The following is a 19,799-nucleotide window of genomic DNA, read 5'->3' on the forward strand; positions in this document are numbered from 1 at the left end:
TAATATACGCCTCAAACAAAATTTAAATTTTTAAACATTTTCTTTAGATAAAAAAACACTTACCGAATTATGAATATACTTTAATAATATATTTGGGTAAATACCAAGTATCAATACAAACATAAATAAAATATAATTCGAAATTTTCTCAAATTTAGATAAATCATATAAACTTTTAATTTTATAATTAACAATCGAACCAAATATAACGTAATTACATACTCGTAATGTATAAGAAGCACCTAATATTAAAATAATTCCAGATCCTATACTTAACCAAAATCCAGCTTTCATACTACCCAAAATTACCATGAATTCACCAACAAAACCAGAAGTTCCTGGAATTCCCAAATTAGATATACTAAAAAATATAAAGAAAAAAGAAAATACTGGCATCACACTGGCTATTCCTCCAAAATCTTTAATTTTCCTTGTATGCAAACGTCTATAAAGATAACCAATATTAGAAAACATAGCACTAGAAATAAAAGCATGTGAAAACATAATAAAAATAGATCCCTCAAATACAAATCCAGCATATTTAATATTACCTAATCTATGAATAATTAAAAAAGTTGAAAATAAACCTAGTATAATAAGACTCATATGTAATATGGAAGAATAAGCAATAACACACTTTAAATCTTCTTGAACATAAGCAATAATACTAATATAAATAATAGAAAAAAAAGATATTAACAAAATTATATTTGCAAATAAATTACAAGCATAAGGAACTATTGGAAATAAAAATCTCAACAATCCATAAACACCAACTTTTAATAAAATAGCAGATAATAAAATAGATCCTCCTGATGGAGCTTCAGTATGTACATCAGGTAACCAAGTATGAAAAGGAAAAATTGGAATCTTTACAGCAAAAGCTAAAAAAAACGAAACAAAAATCAAAATTTGCTCTTTTACATTTAACTTTACAAAATAAAAATCTTTTATTTCAAATGAAGAAGCTATTTGTCCAATATAAATAAATGCTAATAACATAAATATAGACCCTAAAAATGTATAAATAAAAAATTTTATAGCAGCATAAGACTTATTTGTAGATCCCCAAATTCCAATAATAAGATAAAAAGGAATTAGAATAGATTCCCAAAAAACATAAAATAATATTACATCCAATGATGTAAAAATACCAATAAGTAATCCTTGTATTACAAGTACATAAGCTAAATATTCGGAAATATTATTTTCAATATAATTCCATATTGATAAAACACTTATAAAAATAATTATTTCACTTAACACAATTAAAGACATAGATAAACCATCAATTCCCACACTATACTTAATATTAAAAGTAGGAATCCATAAATATTCTTCAACATATTGCATTTTAAGAGAATTCAAATCAAAATTAAACAACATACAAATAGTAATAACAAAAATAAAACTTACTATTAATAACCATATAAAACGAAAATCAAAATTTTTAAAAAAATTAATTCTACTACAACATAAAATCAATAAACCAGATAGGATCGGAATCCAAATTAACAAACTAATGCAATAAAAATACATAGCTATACTCTCTATCTCCCATAAAAAAACAACGTACAATATGACAATAAAATAACAGATAAAATCATGACAAAAACATAATTATATAAATTTCCATTATGAAAAAACTTAATTCTTTTTGAAAACCACAAAATTATCAAACTGATTCCTTCTACTATGAATCCATCAATTATTTTTCGATCAAAAATTTTATAAAAAATATTTCCAATTTTCTTAAAAAGAAAAACAAAATAATTAATCAAAAAATCAAAACCATACTGATTTATAAGTACTTTATATATCAAAGAGAACTTTCTGGAAAAATAAATAGGAAGACATGGAATCTTAATATAACATATCCAAGCACAAAATATACCAAATATCGTTAAAATAAAAGCTATATTTAAAAACATACTCTTACCAAAATAAAAATAAGCCAACATCTCTCTAAAAAAGACATAATTCACAACATGGTTTGGCAAAACAAAAAATGATCCTTTTAAAAAGGAAAACTCACTAAATATATTTTTATACAAAAAAAATCCAGAACCCAATGAAAATATCACAAGTAAAAATAAAGGAAACCAAAAAACAAAATATTTTTCATGCATATAAGAAAAACTTATGTTTATAATTTCCTTTCGTTTACCATGAAAAATTATAAAAAAAGAACGAAAAATATAAAACGATGTAATAAATACAGTTATCAATAATAAACAATATGCATAATTACTACCAAAAATTTTAGAAGATTTTACATATTCTATTATAGAATCTTTAGAATAAAAACCAGAAAATGGAGGAATAGAACATAATGATAAACTACCAATTAAATAAGAAAAATAAGTAATAGGAATCTTATTCCATAATCCTCCCATCTTTTTTATATTTTGCTCATGTGACATACAAATTATTACAGATCCAGCTGATAAAAATAATAGAGCTTTAAAAAAAGCATGATTAAATAAATGAAATAAACTAGAACTATAAGCAGATACACCTAAAGCAGACATCATATATCCTAATTGAGATAAAGTAGAATAAGCAATTATAGATTTAATATCATTTAATGTAATAGCAACCATACCCATAAAAAAAGCACTTGTTGATCCCACTATCAAAATCAAACTCAATACAACAGTAGAATATTCAATTAATGGAGAAACGCGAATTAACATAAATATACCAGAAACAACCATGGTAGCAGAATGAAGTAAAGCTGAAATTGGAGTAGGACCTTCCATTGATCCGGGAAGCCAAATATGTAATGGAATTTGAGCAGACTTACCCATAGCACCAATAAAAAGAAATATAGAAATTATTGTTAATAATGAACAATGAACATTATCAAAAACTGAAAATATTTGTTTACTTTTCAAATAATATACTTTTTGAAAAACAACATGGTAATCTAAACTTCCAACATAAGATAAAATTAATCCAATACCTAATATAAACCCAAAATCAGCAATACGATTAATTAAAAAAGCTTTATATCCACAATATATAGCTTTTTCTTTAAAAAACCAGAAACTAATTAATAAATATGAAACCAAACCAACTCCTTCCCAAGCAAAAAATAATTGTAAAAAATTATTAGAAACAACCAATAAATTCATCATAAAAGTAAATAAAATTATGTAAGAAAAAAATCTCTTATATCCTATATCTCCTTTCATATAACCTATGCTATAAATTTGAACAACTAATGAAATAAAATTAATTAAAATCAACATAACACAACTTAAAGAATCAATTAAAAATCCAAAATGAAAAATATAAGGAAAAACTTTACCTCCACTCATCCATATTAAAAAATTAAAATTTTCTATTTTTTTAGTTACAAATAAAAAATATATAAAAATATATACAGATAATAATAAAGATGTAAAAGTACTAAAAATAGTAATAACGTGAATCATGTTATTACTAAGTTTTTTTTGAAAAAGAACTATAAACAACAAAGAAAATAAAAGAGATAATATTATTATAAATAAAAATAAACATTCAATACTCACAATAATTAACCTTTTAATTTATTCAAATTATCCAAATAAATATTACCATGCACACGATAATATAACATCAAAATGGATAAACCTATAGATATTTCAGAAGCAGCAACAGCTAAGATAAAAAATACAAAAATTTCTCCATCTACCCTACTATAAAAATTAGAAAAAATAATAAAATTAGTACATATAGTTACAAACATCAATTCTATACACATCAACGATATTAACATATGAGTTTTGCGCAATACAATCCCACATAAACTAAAACTAAATAATACTGCTGTTAATATTAAATAATAACCTATAGGCAACATAACAATAATCATTTTCTATTCTTAAAATAAAATAATAAAATATACTGATATTCATCAATTAATATCAATTGCACAATAAAAACAAATCTAATATTCTTACTATAATACTATAAACCTCTCTTTTTTAAAAACCATAAAATTTAAAATTACCCATTTAGAAAGAATTTAGTAAATAAAAATTAACTCAATAATACTATTAAATAAAATTAATACTACTAAATACATTACCTATTTCTAATTTTAGATAAAACAATTACAGAAATTATCGAAACCAATAATATTAATGCTATTAATTCAAATGGAATAATATAATCAAAATAAAGCATTTTACCAATTTTCATAGTATGATCCACGCTTTTATCTAAACTCATAACTTTATAAGTAAATAACGACAAAAAAGATAAATCAATTTTATTAAAATTTTGACTACCCCTATTTAATAATAAACATTTAGGAAATACTAATATAAATAGTATTATTAAACAAAATGAGGTCACAAAAAACAAAACAAAATTTAAAATAGAAAAAGAACCATCAGAACCAACATTACTATATGATCCTATCATCATTGTAACAAACAAAAATAAGGTTATTATAGCTCCAACATAAACTAAAATAAAAATAAAAAATAAAAATTCAGAATTATTTACTAACCATAATAAAGAAATGAACAAAAAATTTAATGCAAGAAATAATACGCAATATATAGGATTGCTTTGAAATATAACCATAAAAGTCAAAACTATCAATAAAATCGAATAAACACAAAACAAAAAATCCTTTATTAACATCAATAAAATATCCTCCCACACAAAAAATTGTTAATAATAATAATTTTTATCAATTCTTCTATTATAAATTATCTTCTTCTCCATTAAATCACCAATATTAAGTAATTGTTCTTTTGTAAAAAAATTTTGACCTTTTTCAGTAAAAAAATAATGACGAATAGGAGTTACAACAATTGAATCTACAGGACATGCCTCTTCACATAGACCACAACTAATACATTTAAACATATCAATTTCATATTTTATTGCTTTTCTCGTTCCATCCTCCTGTATTTCTGATTCAATAGTAATTGCCAATGAAGGGCAAATAGATTCACATAATCTACAAGCAATACATCTTTCTTCTCCATTAGGATATCTTCTTAAAGCTAACATACCACGAAACCTAGGAGATACAGGTATATTATTTTCAGGAAACTGCACTGTTATTTTTTTTTTAAAAATTGATCTTCCAGTCAACCATAAAGCACGTAACATCTCTAATAACAAAAAACGCAAAACATATAATCTCATTTTTTTACATAATCGTTTAAATTTATAAAACATGTCTTTATTTTTCTCATTACATTTATTAAAACTAAAACCAAGGTTTACAATGTAATTGTACCATACATACAACGATAATTAACCAACAAAAACTAATAGGAACTAATATTTTCCATCCTAATTGCATCAAACTATCATATCGATATCTAGGAAATGTACCTCTAATCCATAAATAAATAAACAAAAAAAATAAAACTTTAATTAACAACCATAAAAAACTAGGGGCAACAATGAAGAAACTATCTAAAAAATATATACCATCAAATGGAGATAACCAACCACCAAAAAACAGCAAACTTATTACAGTAGATAAAAAAATCATATTAATATATTCAGAAAGAAAAAACATAGCAAAAATTACTCCAGAATATTCAACATGAAACCCAGCTACAATTTCTGATTCTCCTTCTACTAGATCAAAAGGCGCTCTATTATTTTCAGCTATAGCAGAAATCAAAAATGTCATAAAAAGTGGAAACATAGGTATTGCCCACCAATGCCATATGCCACCACTTTGTGATTTTACAATATCAATCAAATTAGTACTATTTGAAGCAAGAATTATACCTATATACCCAATTCCCATTGGTATTTCATACGATATAGTTTGGGCAGCACTTCTCAAAGCGCCTAGCATAGCATATTTTGAATTTGACGACCACCCAGCTATCAATATAGGATATACACTCATAGAGTTTATCATAAAAATAAATAAAATACCCAGTTTTAAATTACTAAAAACCATAGTATCCGATAATGGTATAACAGACCATCCCATCAAAGAAATAATTAAAGAAACAATAGGAGAAAAAAGAAATAAAAACTTATTACATTCTATAGGAAAAATAATTTCTTTCGTAAACAATTTAATAACATCAGAAAATGGCTGAAGTAATCCTTTCCAACCTACTCTATTCGGACCAATACGCAATTGAATATAAGCAATTATTTTCCTCTCTGCATATGTCAAATATGCTACACAAAACATCAAAATAAAAATAAACATTACAATTTTTATAAAAATAAACAACAAATTACTTATATACATATAATATCTTTAATCAACTTTTTTTAAATCTACTTTTAAAAAGGAATATCCTAAATTTACAGTTTCCAACATAGCGTTTACTATCCAAACCATATTCATTCCAACTCTATCATCACACTTAATAGGTAACATTACACTCATACTATCTTCTTGAGAAACTAAAACAAATTTAGAAGTTAGTAAATTATTTTTTTTTGCAGTACTAGAATTAATTCTCACATATACCTTATCTATATCTGAAGATGGACATGTTTGTAATTCACAAGAATTTCGAACAATCATGTCAACCCTATATAAAGGCCATTCTCCAACACGAACTAAAAATTTTTGAGAAATAGGAAATTTCTTTGGAAAATATGGACAATATTTGATTTTTTTAGTTTTTTTTAAAATAGATTTAATTTCAGATAAAACCTCATAAATTGATGAATATTCAAATCCACTGCAATTTAACATATTTCCTAAAACTCTAAAAACTTTCCAAGCAGGCTTAGATTCAACATATGGATTACAAACATGTTTAACTGTCTGCCAAATATTATTAATATTAATATACGTGCCATCAGTTTCATAATAAGGAGATATAGGCAATAAAATACTCGCATATTCTTTAACTTGATTATTTTGAAAAGCAGAAAAAACAACAACAAAATCAGCATTTTTTATAGAATCTAATGCTAAATAAGAATTAGCAAAATCAAATTCTGGTTCTACTGCCAATAAAATATAACTTTTTAATTTTTTTTTCAAAGAAGACTGAACATCCATTCCTGGATTATTTATAGAAATTCCTCCAGTTGTTCTATGTGGCAAAAACCCAGAAACACAAGCACCTAAGGTATTTGATCCAAAAGTTAACCTAAATATTCTCACACCACTAAATAATTTAAAATAATACAATAAAGTGCGTAATAAAGAAGAATCTGGATGATTCTCACATATAAAACCCGTAATAATAACAGAATTTTGATAACATAAAGATTTAGCAATAAATAAAGTCTCATCATCTACTGTCAAACCTTCAAAAAAATTTTTTAATTCTTTAGGTAGAAAAAAATCATTTGGCAAAACAGCTAATACCAACTTAGCCAATTGCAATGATAGATCCTGTATAGGTAAAATTATCTTTTTTTCAACATCAAAATTATGATTATAATCAATAGGATTTATAATAAATAGTTTAGCACCTTTAATAAAGGCCTCACGCACCTTTAATCCAACTAACGGAACTTCTCTATGAATATTAGATCCTACAATGAGTATATTTTTTTGTTCTGCAATTAAAGAATATGATAAAGAACTATATGGAGCTAATTCTTGATAATTCTGATCTCTAAAATCAATTTGCTGTAATCTATAATCCAAATTATTTATTCCAAGAGATCTCATTAATTTTTGAAGTAAATAAAATTCTTCTAATGTAGATGAAGGAGAAGCAAAAACTGCAATTTGCTCAGGACCATATTTTTGTAATATATTTAAAATTCCATCAGACACAGCTTTTAAAGCCATAGACCAATCTACAAAACACCATTTACCATTTCTCTTTAACATTGGTTTCTTTGCACGAAATTTACTTTGCAATCCTAAATAACTAAAACGATCTCTATCAGATATCCAATATTTATTGATATTATCATTCTTTCTAGAGGCAACCCTAAATACTTTATTTTTACTGGCATGAAAATAAATATTTGATCCCAAACAATCATGAATAGATATTCCATTATATTGAAACAATTCCCATGAGCGCTTCAATGATCTAAATGGTTTAGAAGTTAAAGCACCAACTGGGCATAAATCAATCATATTCCCAGATACTTCTGATGTTATAGATGATTTTATATATGTACCTATCCTTATCTTATCTCCTCTACCTAATAATCCTAATTCCTGAGATCCATTAATTTCCCTATCAAAGCGAATACATCTTGTACAGTAAATACATCGTGTCATCTCAGAAGCAATTAAAGATCCAAAATTATCATTGCTAAATACTCTTTTTTCTTCTTTATATGCTGAAAAATCAGATCCAAAATCCATAGAAAAATCTTGTAACTCACATTCTCCTCCTTGATCACAAATAGGACAATCTAACGGATGATTAATTAATAAAAACTCCATAACAGATTTTTGAGCCTCAATAACTTTTTTAGATTGAGTAAAAATTTTTATTTTTTTATTAATTACTGTTGAACAAGCTGGAAACAATTTATTAAATCCATAAATTTCTACAAGACACATTCTACAATTAGTAGCTAATGATAACTGTTTATGATAACAAAACCTTGGTATATAAATATTTTTATCATCAGCAACCTGAATAATAGTTCTTCCTTTTTCAACCTTAAAAATATTATTGTTTATTTCTATTTCAATCATTTTTAAAAAAATTCTCTATTAAAAAATAGATTTTTTTTTGATAAAACACTCAAATTCATCATAAAAATTTTTAATAAAACTTTGAACAGGCCATGAAGCAGCATCTCCAAATGCACAAATAGTTTTTCCTTCTATATTGTTAGCTACATTAACCAATTTATCAATATCATCAAGACTTCCATATCCACATTTTATCTTTCGAAGTAATCTAAACATCCATCCAACACCTTCTCTACAAGGTGTACATTGTCCACAAGATTCTTCCATATAAAATTTTGTAATACAATATAGAGCATTAACCATACAAGTATGTTCATTCATTATAATGATGGCACCAGACCCTAGTCCTGAACCAATATCCTTTAAACTATCAAAATCTAAATCCAAGTCCATCATAGTTTTTCCTAAAACAACCTTCATAGAAGTTCCACCTGGTATTACAGCTTTAATTTTTTTTCCACCATACACTCCTCCTGCTAAAGATAAAATTGTTTTAAAAGGAGTACCTAACGGAACTTCATAATTTCCAGGTCGATTAATGTGTCCAGTGACGCTAAAACACTTCGTACCTCCATTATTTGGAGGTTTTCCAATATTTAAAAACCACTCTCCTCCTTTTTCTATAATTAATGGTATAGAAGCTAAAGTTTCTGTATTATTTATAAGAGTTGGTTTTCCATATAATCCATATTGTGCAGGAAATGGTGGCTTAAACCTAGGTTGTCCAATTTTACCCTCTAATGAATTTAATAAAGCTGTTTCCTCTCCACAAATATAGGAACCTGCTCCTAAATGATTATATAAATCAAAATCGATATTACTACTCAATATATTTTTCCCTAAAAAACCAAATATATAAGCTTCTTTTACTGCTTCTTCCATTCTCTTAAATGGAAACCAAAACTCGCCCCTTATGTAATTATAACCAACTTTAGCTCCAATAGTATAACCTGCAATAATCATTCCTTCAATTAATTGATGTGGATTATATGTTAATATATATCTATCCTTACAAGTTCCTGGCTCACCTTCATCAGAATTACATACAACATATTTATCTTCATTCTTAGTTCTATCTATAGAATCCCATTTAATATATGTAGGAAAACCAGCACCACCTCTTCCTCTTAAAGAGGATATTTTTATCTCTTTTATAATTTCCTCAGGAGACATATTAGTACGAATAATATATTTTAAAGCAGTGTAACCTCCAACGCTTTGATATGCAGATAAGGTCCAAGATTTTTTTAAATGAAAAGTCCTATAACAAACTTGATTTAATTTCATCAAATTCTAATTTAAATTAACTTAATATTTTACATATTATAAATATTTTTTTAAAATAAAATCAACTTCATCAAAAGTAATATTTTTATACAAATTTTTATTTATTTTTATAATAGGAGCATTAATACAAAATGCTAAACATGAAACTTCTTTTAAAGTAAATTTACCATCTTTCGTTGTTTCATTAAGAGAAATACCTAACTTATTTTTAATATACTCAACAATATCATCAGCTTTCAATAAACAACACGGTAAACCAGTACAAATATTAATAACATACTTTCCAACATGACTTAAAAAAAACATGGAATAAAATTTAGCAACCTCATAAACAGAAATATATGAAATACCTAAATAGTCCGCTACAGCAACAATTAATTCATTATTTAGATACCCATATATTTCTTGCAATATCATAAGAATTCTTGTTACAGAAGATTTTTTTCCATAAACTGGATATTTTAATATCCAATCATCAATTTCTTTTAATTTATTAGAGTCTACTAATTGATTAAGTGTTTTAATCATACAAATGAATATATATTTCTTTATTTAAATTCTATCTATAAAAACTACTCTAAATTTTATTTTAGATAAAAATATTTATTTTTAATGTTAAAATTATTACCTATCTATCTCTCCGAAAACAATATCTTGACTAGCAAGAATTGAAACTCCATCAGCTAATAAATGTCCTTTAACCATTTTATGGTAATTTGCTAAATGTACAAATGAAGGAGACCTTATTTTAATCCTGTACGGTTTATTAGAACCATCTGATACTAAATATATTCCAAATTCTCCTTTTGGAGCTTCTACAGCTGCATAAACTTCTCCCGCAGGAACAAAAAAACCTTCAGAAAATAATTTAAAATGATGAATTAAAGATTCCATACTAGATTTTATACTATTTCTAGATGGCGGGGAAATTTTAAAATTATCTACTTTAATAGGTCCAGGATTATTATTAAGCCATTTTATACACTGCTTTATAATAATATTGGATTGACGCATTTCTTCAATACGAATTAAATATCTATCGTAACAATCTCCATTGAACTTTATTGGTACATTAAAATCAATGTACTCATATGCAGCATATGACTGTTTTTTACGTAAATCCCAATTTACTCCAGAAGCCCTAAGCATTGGACCTGTAAATCCCCATTTTAACGCATCCTCTTTAGAAACAATTCCTACATCTACATTTCGTTGTTTCCATATTCTATTATCAGTCAACAATGTTTCATATTCATCTATACATTTAGGAAACCTTTCTGTAAAATCCGACAAAAAATCAAGAAAACTTCCTTCACGACTCTCATTTATTTTCTTAATATCTTTTTGACTATTTATAATAGAAGATCTATATTTTGGCATAAATTCTGGTAAATCACGAACAACACCTCCAGGTCTATAATATTTAGCATGCATACGAGCACCAGATACAGCCTCATAACAATCAAATAAATCTTCTCTCTCTCTAAAGCAATAAAGAAAAACAGTCATAGCTCCAATATCTAAAGCCGTAGCCCCTAACCATAATAAATGATTCAATATTCTAGTAATCTCATCAAATAAAGTTCTAATATATTTTGCTCTTATTGGAATATCTAATCCTAAAAGTTTTTCTATAGCTAACACATAGCTATGTTCATTACATAACATAGATACATAATCTAACCTATCCATATATCCAATATTTTGTAAATAAGGTTTAGTTTCTATAAGTTTTTCAGTTGCACGATGTAAAAAACCAATATGAGGATCAGCTCCAACTATAGTTTCTCCTTCTAATTCCAATACCAAACGTAACACACCATGTGAAGCAGGATGCTGCGGCCCAAAATTTAAAGTATAAGTTTTTAACTCCATATATTTATTTTCTATAGTTAATATAATTTCTATTCATTAAACATAAAATCTATTTATCTTATAAATAATTATAATTTTACAACTTTAGGAACAGTAATTCTTGATTCAATATTTACTGGCTCATAAACTACTTTACCTAAATTATCATCGTAACGAATTTCCGAATAACCTATGATAGGAAAATCTTTTCTCAACGGATAATGCATAAATCCATAATCAGTTAATATTCTTCTTAAATCAGGATGTCCATCAAATAAAATTCCATACATATCATATGTTTCTCTTTCAAACCAATCTGCTACTTCCCAAATATCACAAACAGAAGGAACTATTAAATCTTCATTGTTAACAAAAGATTTTATACGAACACGATAATTTTTTTCAGTTGATAATAAATGATATACAACCATAAACCTATTTTTATCAAAATTCAACATTTGACTATCTTTTTCTAATACAGCTCTAGAAAAACCATATACTGTTGCCGATCTTACATTCCAGTCAGATTTTCCATAATCTAAATAATCTACGCCACACAAATCAATTAGTTGATTAAAACTAAATTCACTATCAGTTTTCAAAACTAATAAAATATTTTTCAAACAACATAAATCACATTTTAACGTAATTTCATTATTATCAATTATTATTTTACTACTATAATTTTTTAATCTACTCTGTAATTTATTATATAAACTAATAATTTTTTTCATAAAACTCTAAAAATAGTATCATTAAATAATTTTATTAAAAATAGATAAAATTATCTTTGCTTAATTTTATTTTGTAATTGCATTATACCATAAATCAACGCTTCAGCAGTAGGAGGACATCCTGGTATATAAATATCAACAGGTATAACTCGATCACATCCTCGAACAACTGAATAAGAATAATGATAATATCCACCACCATTCGCACAAGATCCCATAGAGATAACCCATTTTGGATTGGGCATTTGATCATATACTCTTCTCAAAGCAGGTGCCATTTTATTACATAATGTTCCAGCAACAATCATAACATCAGATTGACGTGGGCTAGGTCTAAATAAAACGCCAAAACGATCCAAATCATATCTAGACGAACCAGCATGCATCATTTCTATAGCACAACATGCCAAACCGAATGTCATAGGCCATAATGAATTTCCCTGAGCCCAATTTACTAATTTTTCTATAGAAGTTAAGAAATATTTTTTTCCTTCAAAAATACTAATTTTACTAATATAACTTACCTCACTAATTCATATTTATGAAACATAATCTTATAAAAATTTATATAATTATTTAGTCCAAATAAACATTAAAAATTCTTAATAGTAACATTCATTTCCAATCTAAGGCTCCAGATCTCCATTCATATATAAATCCAATTACTAACAAAACCAAAAACAATATCATTCCATATATTCCAATATAATTTAATTTACGAAAAACTACAACCCAAGGAAAAATAAAAACAGTTTCTATATCAAACAAAACAAACAATATAGAAACTAAATAAAATTTTATATCAAAAGGATCATGTGCATGACTGTAAGTATCAAAACCACATTCATATGATAAACTCTTTTCTTTATTCTCAACAAAAGTATTAACTAACAAACCAAAACCTACTATTATCAAACTAATGGAAAGTACAATAATAAAAAAAATTAAAATTAACAAATACACCAATAATCACCTCACCAATTTAAAATATTAAATAAAATATAAAATATAAAATATTCTTATACCGAAGATCGGATTCGAACCGATACAGCTATAAATAATTAGCTATCGCTCCCTCAAAGCGACGTGTCTACCAATTCCACCACTTCGGTATTAACCTAATAAAATTATTTTTTTTATTCTCCATATACAAATATATGTATAAAAAACATACTAATATTATCAAATTATTAGAACTAATTAATCATAAAAATATTTTATTTTTATCAATAAGATGTACGTTCCATTTTATATACAGAAGAAGGAACCAGTACATTCTCTCTAAATATATCTCCTATGTAATTTTTATTATGATTGACTGATGTTAAATTTTTTAATTTAACTGAAAGACAGCATGATAAAGATACACTTGTAATAAAAAAAAATAAAGATAAAACAATTGTAAATTTGTATAAAAAACTGTTTAAACCCTTACTTCCAAATAATGTACTAGAAATTCCAGAATTAAAAGAAAGACTCATACTAGCTCCTTTACCATTTTGAAATAATACTAAAAAAACTAAAACAAAAGAAATGAAAATATGAATTATTAATATAAATTTATACATTTCACAATATCCAAAAAATTATACAAATTTAAAGAACTCCTTCCAATTAATACTCCATTAATTTTTAATTTAGAAAATAAAAACTTAACATTATCCTTGTTAACACCACCACCATAAACTACATGAACATTTCTATCAAAACCTTTATTAATTTTAAATATAAAATTTTTTATAAAAGATATCGTATCTTGTAAATATACCATATCTAATATAACTTTTCTATTGTTTATGGCCCATATTGGTTCATACGCAATAATACAATCTTTAAAAAAAATTTCTTCAGAAGAATCTATTAAATCACTATTTTTTGTTAAAATAGATAATAATTGATTTTCCAATACCAATTCTGTTTTTTTATTTTTTCTTTCTACATCTGATTCACCAATACACAAAATTGGAATCATCTTTTTACTTTGTAAAAAATGAAACTTTTTAGAAATTAAAGCATCATTTTCTTTAAAAATACTACGACGTTCAAAATGGCCAACCAAAACATATCTACAATCATAATCTTTTAACATAGATGCAGAAATCTCACCAGTAAAAGGTCCATTATCCCTTGGATAAATATTCTGAGCTCCACAAAAAACATCTAACATATCCCCCTTTTTTTTTAAAATACTTACAACAAGAGGTATATAAATAAATGGTGGAATAACAATAAATTTTGTTAAATTCACTTTTTTTTTATAAAATAAAATTAATTGTTCAACTAACAATCTTATATCATATATATTACCATTCATTTTCCAATTAATAATCACAATTTTTTTCATATAAAAAAAATAACACTCCATTATACTAAAAATTAGTTTGAGTACTAAAAAACATTTTATTAAAAATAAATAACACAATACTATAAAAACTACTTCTATAAATTTTAGTATAAAATAATTTGTACATAAAGTTATATTTATATTAAATATAGTATGATACTATATTTGCTTTATCAAAAAAAAATAATATTCATTAATTTTCTATACTTAAAATTAATATTATTAAAACATAACCTACAAATAATATGTTAAAAAACACAAAATCTTATAATGCACATATATAAAAAAAATATATCCTCTATCATTGCATCTAATAAAAAAGCATATTTTAACTATTATATAGAAAATATCTATGATGCTGGAATAATTTTAAAAGGATGGGAAGTAAAAAGTATACGTATAAATTCCATTAACTTAACTAATTCTATAATTTTAGTAAAAAATGAAGAAATATTTTTATTAAACACACATATACAACCAATTCAAAATGTAATAAAAAATTTTTATGTAGAAACAAAAAGAACACGAAAACTACTATTAAAATATAAAGAAATTAAAAAACTAATCGGAAGCATAAAACAAAAAGGATACACTTTAATCCCATTGGAATTTTATTGGAAAAACAATTTAATTAAAGTAAAAATATCTTTAGCAAAAGGTAAAAAAAAATACGATAAAAGACTTGATATAAAAAACAAAGAATGGAGCAGATATCAACAAAAAACTTTAAAAAATTACTTAAAACTTACTAATATCCATTAAACTCTCATCAAAGTAAAATGGTTTTCCAATTGCCTATTCAAAATAACAATTTTTTATTTTTATAAATCTATACATATAAACGTATGTACTGTACTCTACTAAAAATCAAATTAATTAAAATCAAATAAAGAACATTAAATCAAAATTTGAAATACCAAATTAAATCAAATCAAAAATATTATTGTAATATGCAAGATTTTTCCTTTAACATGATAGGAATGTCATCTAATATTGGATAAGAAATTTTGTCGAAAGTACATATTAACCTATTTTTCTCAAAAATTAATCTTTTTTTACACAATGGGCAAGCTAAAGTTCTTAATAAAAAATTTTCCATTGAATCTTATCCTAAGTATATGTTCATAATAACATTAAATCTTTTAAATAGATAGGAACAACATCGTTAATATGTACATTATTAATTGATATTTTTCTACTTAATACAAAATTAATAATGGATTTCGCATTTGGATAAATAAAAAATTTATTCACAATTCGACTTTTTATCTTACCAGACAAATAACTGATGATCTTATCATTAAAAACACCAACTAAAATTAATTCAGATTTATCTTCAGGTATAGAAATACTTGAAACTTTTGATATTCTCTCTTTTGTACTAATAAACTTATATTTAATATAATCCCAATAAACTCTATTCATTTTTGCATCCATTACAACTAACAAATTAAATTTAAAACAATTAATATTAATATATTGCTGCATAGCATAAGCTTCTTGCGCAATAGAATTAAAACTACTAACTGAAAATAATGGGATATTCATGGTATATGCTAAACCTTTTACTATACTACAAGCAACACGAATTCCAGTAAAACTTCCTGGTCCTGCACAATAAATTATTGCATCTAATTTACTAAAACATATACCAGAATCTATTAATAAATTATCAATCATTTTTAAAACAAATCTAGAACGATTATTTAAATCTAAATCTTTCTTATAAAACATCCCATCTTTAGTTAATAAAGCCACAGAAGACATATCTGTAGATAAATCAATAGCTAAAAAATTCATATCTCAATCAAAATTTATTATTCCCACTTTTTTTTTAAAAAATGTAATTTATTAGAAATTTTTTCCCAATAATCAGCATCTTTACATGCTTTTTTTTTAGAAGTAATATTAGGCCATATTTTTGATAATTCCTTATTAATACTTAAAAAAATCTTTTGTTTATCTTCAAGTTCATCCTCATGTACTATAGCCTTAATTGGACATTCCGATTCACATAAAGCGCAATCAATACACTCATTTGGATTAATAACTAAAAAATTTGGCCCCTCATAAAAACAATCAACTGGACAAACTTCAACACAATCAGTATATTTACATTTAATACAAGGTTCTGTTACTACAAATGTCATAAAATTCACCTAAAATAATTTAAAATATCTTACATAAAAACAATTAATATACATTACTATGTATATAAAAACATACATACAACACTAAAAACTTAAATTATTTAAAATATAAAATTAATAATAAAAAACCAAAAATTTTTCAATTTATCTAACATATAAAGATAATTAAAATACATAACACTATTTAATAGTAGCCATCTACTGATATAAAATCATATATCTTTTTCTCCATTATTTTTACAGACTTCTTAGATAAGACAGTCATAGGTAAACGTAACTCGTTTTTTATAAGACCCATTTTACTTAATACCCATTTAACAGGTATAGGATTTGATTCAATCAATAATAATTTATATAAAGAAATTAATTTATTATGTATTTGTAAACACTTTTTAGCATTTAAATTCAAAGCAAAACAACACATTTCTGATATCAAATTAGGTACAATATTACTTGCTACAGAAATTACACCACTTGCTCCACCTAATATCCAATCAGCAGATACCAAATCATTTCCACTATAAAGACAAACATCTTCATTTTTACATAAATATATAAGTCTTTTAAATCTTTTTTTACAATTAATAACTGTCTCTTTTATTCCAATGATATTCGGAATCTTTATTAACTTTTCTATGGTTTTTATATGTAAATTATATGATGTCCTACTAGGAATATTATACAATATAATAGGAAAATTTTTAATTTTTTTTGAAATATATTTATAATACTCATACAAACCCAATTGAGTTGGTCTTAAATAAGAAGGAGTTGAAACTAAAACAGCGTCTACTCCATAATCTATAAAACTTAATGTCAAATCAATACAATGATTCAAGTTATCCAATCCAGTACAAGCAATAATAGGAATACGTTTTTTTACTTGATTAACTACAGTTCTTACTATTAAAATTTTTTCTTTATTCGATAATGTACTATATTCTCCAGTAATACTTGGAGAAAGAATCACATTAGTACCCATGTAAATATGAAAATCTACTAATCTACACAAACTACTGACATCTATTGCACCTGATTGAAAAAATGGAGTTACCAACGCCACGATATTGCCATAAAATCTCATAAATTCTATTATATAAAAAATTTTAAAAAATAAATCAACAATTTTAATTAAACATTATAATAAAAAACTATAATATATCTATTAAAATTTAATATTTAATTAAATATTATTTATTATACAAAATATATAATCACTTAAGCCATTACATCCAATAATATTAAATTCACAATCAATGAAAAAAATATACAAAAAGACATCGTTTTCAAAATAAATAAAATAAAATTTAACTAAAAACTTGAAAAGAAAAATTAACTTTCATTAAACTTAAATCATATAAAAATATTTAAAATTAAATTTTCCAAAACATCATTTAAATATATTTAAAATCTAATTAATTCATAATGAATAAAAATAATTATCTTCAATTTGAAAAACGAAAAAAAGAACACATAAAACTAGCTCTTATGAAATCCAATCAAACAACTAAACATAATATTTTAGATAAAATTTTACTTACTCACAACGCATTACCAAACATTAATTTCAAAGAAATTAATATTAATAGCACCCAATTAGGGGAAAAAGTTATCAAACCTTTTTTAGTAAGCTCTATGACTGCTGGACACAAAAACTCCATTAACATAAATTACAATCTAATAAAAGCTTGCTCAATACATCAATGGTCAATGGGAGTAGGCTCTCAACGAAGAGAACTAACTGATATACATGCTTCTTCGGAATGGATATTTCTACGAAAACGCTTTCCTAATGTAAATTTATTTAGTAATTTAGGAATAACTCAACTTATTCATACTCCCTTTCAAAAAATTCAACAACTAATAGATACATTACAAGCTAAAGCCATCATCATACACTGTAATCCTTTGCAAGAAATTCTACAACCAGAAGGAATTCCAAATTTTAAAGGATGCTTTAAAGCATTAGACAATTTAGTAAAAACACTATCTATTCCTGTAATTGTAAAAGAAACAGGATGTGGTTTTTCAAAAGAAACACTGAAACAACTAAAAAAAATTGGAATAGCAGCCGTAGACGTAAGCGGATTAGGAGGAACTCATTGGGGAAGAATTGAAGGAAAAAGAACAAAAAACAAGATAAAAAAAAAAGCAGCTATAACATTTAGTAATTGGGGTATTACTACTATACAAAGTATAAAAAATGCAATTTCTTTAATTCCAAACTTTGAAATTTGGGGATCAGGTGGTGTACGAAACGGATTAGATGCAGCAAAACTATTTGCATTGGGAGCGAACATAGTAGGTTTTGCTCAGTTAATGTTAAACGCAGCAATACATAATTCAAAAAAAGTATGTAATCTAATGAAATTAATCGAATATGAACTAAAAATAGCCATGTTTTGTACTGGAAGCCACACATTAAAAGAATTAAAAGGAAAATATTCTATTAACAAATAATAAAAAACTGTTACTAAAAACAGTAATAACTAAAAAAAAATATTTTTTTTAAAAAATCATATAAAATATATACTCACATATAATTATGTCTTTTTATAAATTAAAATCAAAACTAAAAAACTAAACATAAATTTTATAAAAACTTATACTAAAAATTATTTATTCTATTTATAATAGAGTTTTTTTCTAAATAAAAATTTAAAATTACTTAACAAATAACATAATAAATACTTTATATTATAATAAATATAATTAATTATTCTAAAATAGAATACTAATAAATAGTTAATTATACAAAAAAATTTTTTAAAAAATATAATTTATTTTGGTTTTATATTCACAAAATCAAAACACAA

The 19,799-nt window shown here is 24.7% G+C and carries 21 protein-coding genes and 1 tRNA gene; 2 read left to right on the forward strand and 20 right to left on the reverse strand.

Going from position 1 to position 19,799, the window contains the following annotated elements; genetic code table 11:
- Positions 1-30: 30 nt before the first annotated feature.
- The 16 genes from RQL38_RS01030 to tpiA all read right to left on the reverse strand — a co-directional run bounded on the left by RQL38_RS01030 (position 31) and on the right by tpiA (position 14,833).
- Positions 31-1,539, reverse strand: coding sequence for an NADH-quinone oxidoreductase subunit M (locus RQL38_RS01030; protein WP_338521896.1), 1,509 nt, complete (start codon positions 1,537-1,539; stop codon positions 31-33).
- 11 nt (positions 1,540-1,550) lie between these two features.
- Positions 1,551-3,536 carry an NADH-quinone oxidoreductase subunit L gene (gene nuoL / locus RQL38_RS01035; protein ID WP_338521898.1) on the reverse strand — a complete coding sequence of 662 codons (1,986 nt, stop codon included), beginning with the start codon at positions 3,534-3,536 and terminating at the stop codon, positions 1,551-1,553.
- 5 nt (positions 3,537-3,541) lie between these two features.
- Positions 3,542-3,859 carry an NADH-quinone oxidoreductase subunit NuoK gene (nuoK, locus tag RQL38_RS01040; RefSeq protein ID WP_422388207.1) on the reverse strand — a complete coding sequence of 106 codons (318 nt, stop codon included), beginning with the start codon at positions 3,857-3,859 and terminating at the stop codon, positions 3,542-3,544.
- Positions 3,860-4,071: 212 nt separating this feature from the next.
- On the reverse strand, positions 4,072-4,638 hold the full coding sequence (locus RQL38_RS01045) for an NADH-quinone oxidoreductase subunit J (RefSeq protein ID WP_338521900.1): 567 nt from the start codon (positions 4,636-4,638) through the stop codon (positions 4,072-4,074).
- Between the two features lie 30 nt (positions 4,639-4,668).
- Positions 4,669-5,151 (reverse strand): NADH-quinone oxidoreductase subunit NuoI, encoded by a 483-nt coding sequence (nuoI, locus tag RQL38_RS01050; RefSeq protein WP_338521989.1) that lies wholly within the window; start codon positions 5,149-5,151, stop codon positions 4,669-4,671.
- Between the two features lie 64 nt (positions 5,152-5,215).
- On the reverse strand, positions 5,216-6,232 hold the full coding sequence (nuoH, locus tag RQL38_RS01055; RefSeq protein WP_338521902.1) for an NADH-quinone oxidoreductase subunit NuoH: 1,017 nt from the start codon (positions 6,230-6,232) through the stop codon (positions 5,216-5,218).
- Between the two features lie 9 nt (positions 6,233-6,241).
- A complete protein-coding gene (nuoG, locus tag RQL38_RS01060; protein ID WP_338521904.1) occupies positions 6,242-8,614 on the reverse strand; it encodes an NADH-quinone oxidoreductase subunit NuoG in 2,373 nt (790 codons plus the stop codon).
- Positions 8,615-8,632: 18 nt separating this feature from the next.
- Entirely contained in the window at positions 8,633-9,904 is a 1,272-nt protein-coding gene (gene nuoF / locus RQL38_RS01065) for an NADH-quinone oxidoreductase subunit NuoF (protein WP_338521906.1), read from the reverse strand.
- Positions 9,905-9,937: 33 nt separating this feature from the next.
- Positions 9,938-10,429, reverse strand: coding sequence for an NADH-quinone oxidoreductase subunit NuoE (gene nuoE, locus RQL38_RS01070; RefSeq protein ID WP_338521908.1), 492 nt, complete (start codon positions 10,427-10,429; stop codon positions 9,938-9,940).
- A 96-nt stretch (positions 10,430-10,525) separates the two neighbouring features.
- Positions 10,526-11,776 carry an NADH-quinone oxidoreductase subunit D gene (locus tag RQL38_RS01075; RefSeq protein ID WP_338521909.1) on the reverse strand — a complete coding sequence of 417 codons (1,251 nt, stop codon included), beginning with the start codon at positions 11,774-11,776 and terminating at the stop codon, positions 10,526-10,528.
- A gap of 68 nt (positions 11,777-11,844) precedes the next feature.
- On the reverse strand, positions 11,845-12,489 hold the full coding sequence (locus tag RQL38_RS01080; protein ID WP_338521911.1) for an NADH-quinone oxidoreductase subunit C: 645 nt from the start codon (positions 12,487-12,489) through the stop codon (positions 11,845-11,847).
- Positions 12,490-12,539: 50 nt separating this feature from the next.
- A complete protein-coding gene (locus RQL38_RS01085) occupies positions 12,540-12,995 on the reverse strand; it encodes a NuoB/complex I 20 kDa subunit family protein (protein WP_422388209.1) in 456 nt (151 codons plus the stop codon).
- Between the two features lie 109 nt (positions 12,996-13,104).
- Positions 13,105-13,452, reverse strand: coding sequence for an NADH-quinone oxidoreductase subunit A (locus RQL38_RS01090; RefSeq protein ID WP_338521913.1), 348 nt, complete (start codon positions 13,450-13,452; stop codon positions 13,105-13,107).
- A gap of 59 nt (positions 13,453-13,511) precedes the next feature.
- Positions 13,512-13,601 (reverse strand) — tRNA-Leu (locus RQL38_RS01095).
- 114 nt (positions 13,602-13,715) lie between these two features.
- Positions 13,716-14,057, reverse strand: a complete 342-nt coding sequence (gene secG / locus RQL38_RS01100; RefSeq protein WP_338521915.1) for a preprotein translocase subunit SecG — start codon at positions 14,055-14,057, stop codon at positions 13,716-13,718.
- Positions 14,039-14,833, reverse strand: coding sequence for a triose-phosphate isomerase (gene tpiA, locus RQL38_RS01105; protein WP_338521917.1), 795 nt, complete (start codon positions 14,831-14,833; stop codon positions 14,039-14,041). The genes secG and tpiA overlap by 19 nt, the downstream gene beginning before the upstream one ends.
- A 270-nt stretch (positions 14,834-15,103) precedes the next feature.
- Between tpiA and smpB the strand changes: the two genes are divergently transcribed.
- On the forward strand, positions 15,104-15,595 hold the full coding sequence (gene smpB, locus RQL38_RS01110; protein WP_338521919.1) for an SsrA-binding protein SmpB: 492 nt from the start codon (positions 15,104-15,106) through the stop codon (positions 15,593-15,595).
- A 178-nt stretch (positions 15,596-15,773) separates the two neighbouring features.
- Here smpB and RQL38_RS01115 read toward each other — a convergent pair whose 3' ends face one another.
- From RQL38_RS01115 to dapA, 4 genes are all read right to left on the reverse strand, one after another.
- Positions 15,774-15,932 carry a Trm112 family protein gene (locus tag RQL38_RS01115; protein ID WP_338521921.1) on the reverse strand — a complete coding sequence of 53 codons (159 nt, stop codon included), beginning with the start codon at positions 15,930-15,932 and terminating at the stop codon, positions 15,774-15,776.
- Positions 15,933-15,955: 23 nt separating this feature from the next.
- Complete coding sequence (gene tsaB / locus RQL38_RS01120) at positions 15,956-16,633, reverse strand: tRNA (adenosine(37)-N6)-threonylcarbamoyltransferase complex dimerization subunit type 1 TsaB (protein WP_338521923.1); 678 nt, start codon at positions 16,631-16,633, stop codon at positions 15,956-15,958.
- A 17-nt stretch (positions 16,634-16,650) separates the two neighbouring features.
- Positions 16,651-16,983, reverse strand: a complete 333-nt coding sequence (gene fdxA, locus RQL38_RS01125; protein ID WP_338521925.1) for a ferredoxin FdxA — start codon at positions 16,981-16,983, stop codon at positions 16,651-16,653.
- Between the two features lie 184 nt (positions 16,984-17,167).
- A complete protein-coding gene (gene dapA / locus RQL38_RS01130; RefSeq protein WP_338521927.1) occupies positions 17,168-18,067 on the reverse strand; it encodes a 4-hydroxy-tetrahydrodipicolinate synthase in 900 nt (299 codons plus the stop codon).
- 341 nt (positions 18,068-18,408) lie between these two features.
- On the opposite strand from dapA, the gene fni reads away from it, so the two are divergent.
- The gene (fni, locus tag RQL38_RS01135) at positions 18,409-19,443 is read left to right on the forward strand and encodes a type 2 isopentenyl-diphosphate Delta-isomerase (protein WP_338521929.1); all 1,035 of its coding nucleotides are present in this window, start codon (positions 18,409-18,411) and stop codon (positions 19,441-19,443) included.
- The last annotated feature ends 356 nt before the right edge of the window (positions 19,444-19,799 follow it).

Source organism: Candidatus Legionella polyplacis (assembly GCF_037013735.1).
GTDB classification, from domain to species: domain Bacteria; phylum Pseudomonadota; class Gammaproteobacteria; order Legionellales; family Legionellaceae; genus Legionella_E; species Legionella_E polyplacis_A.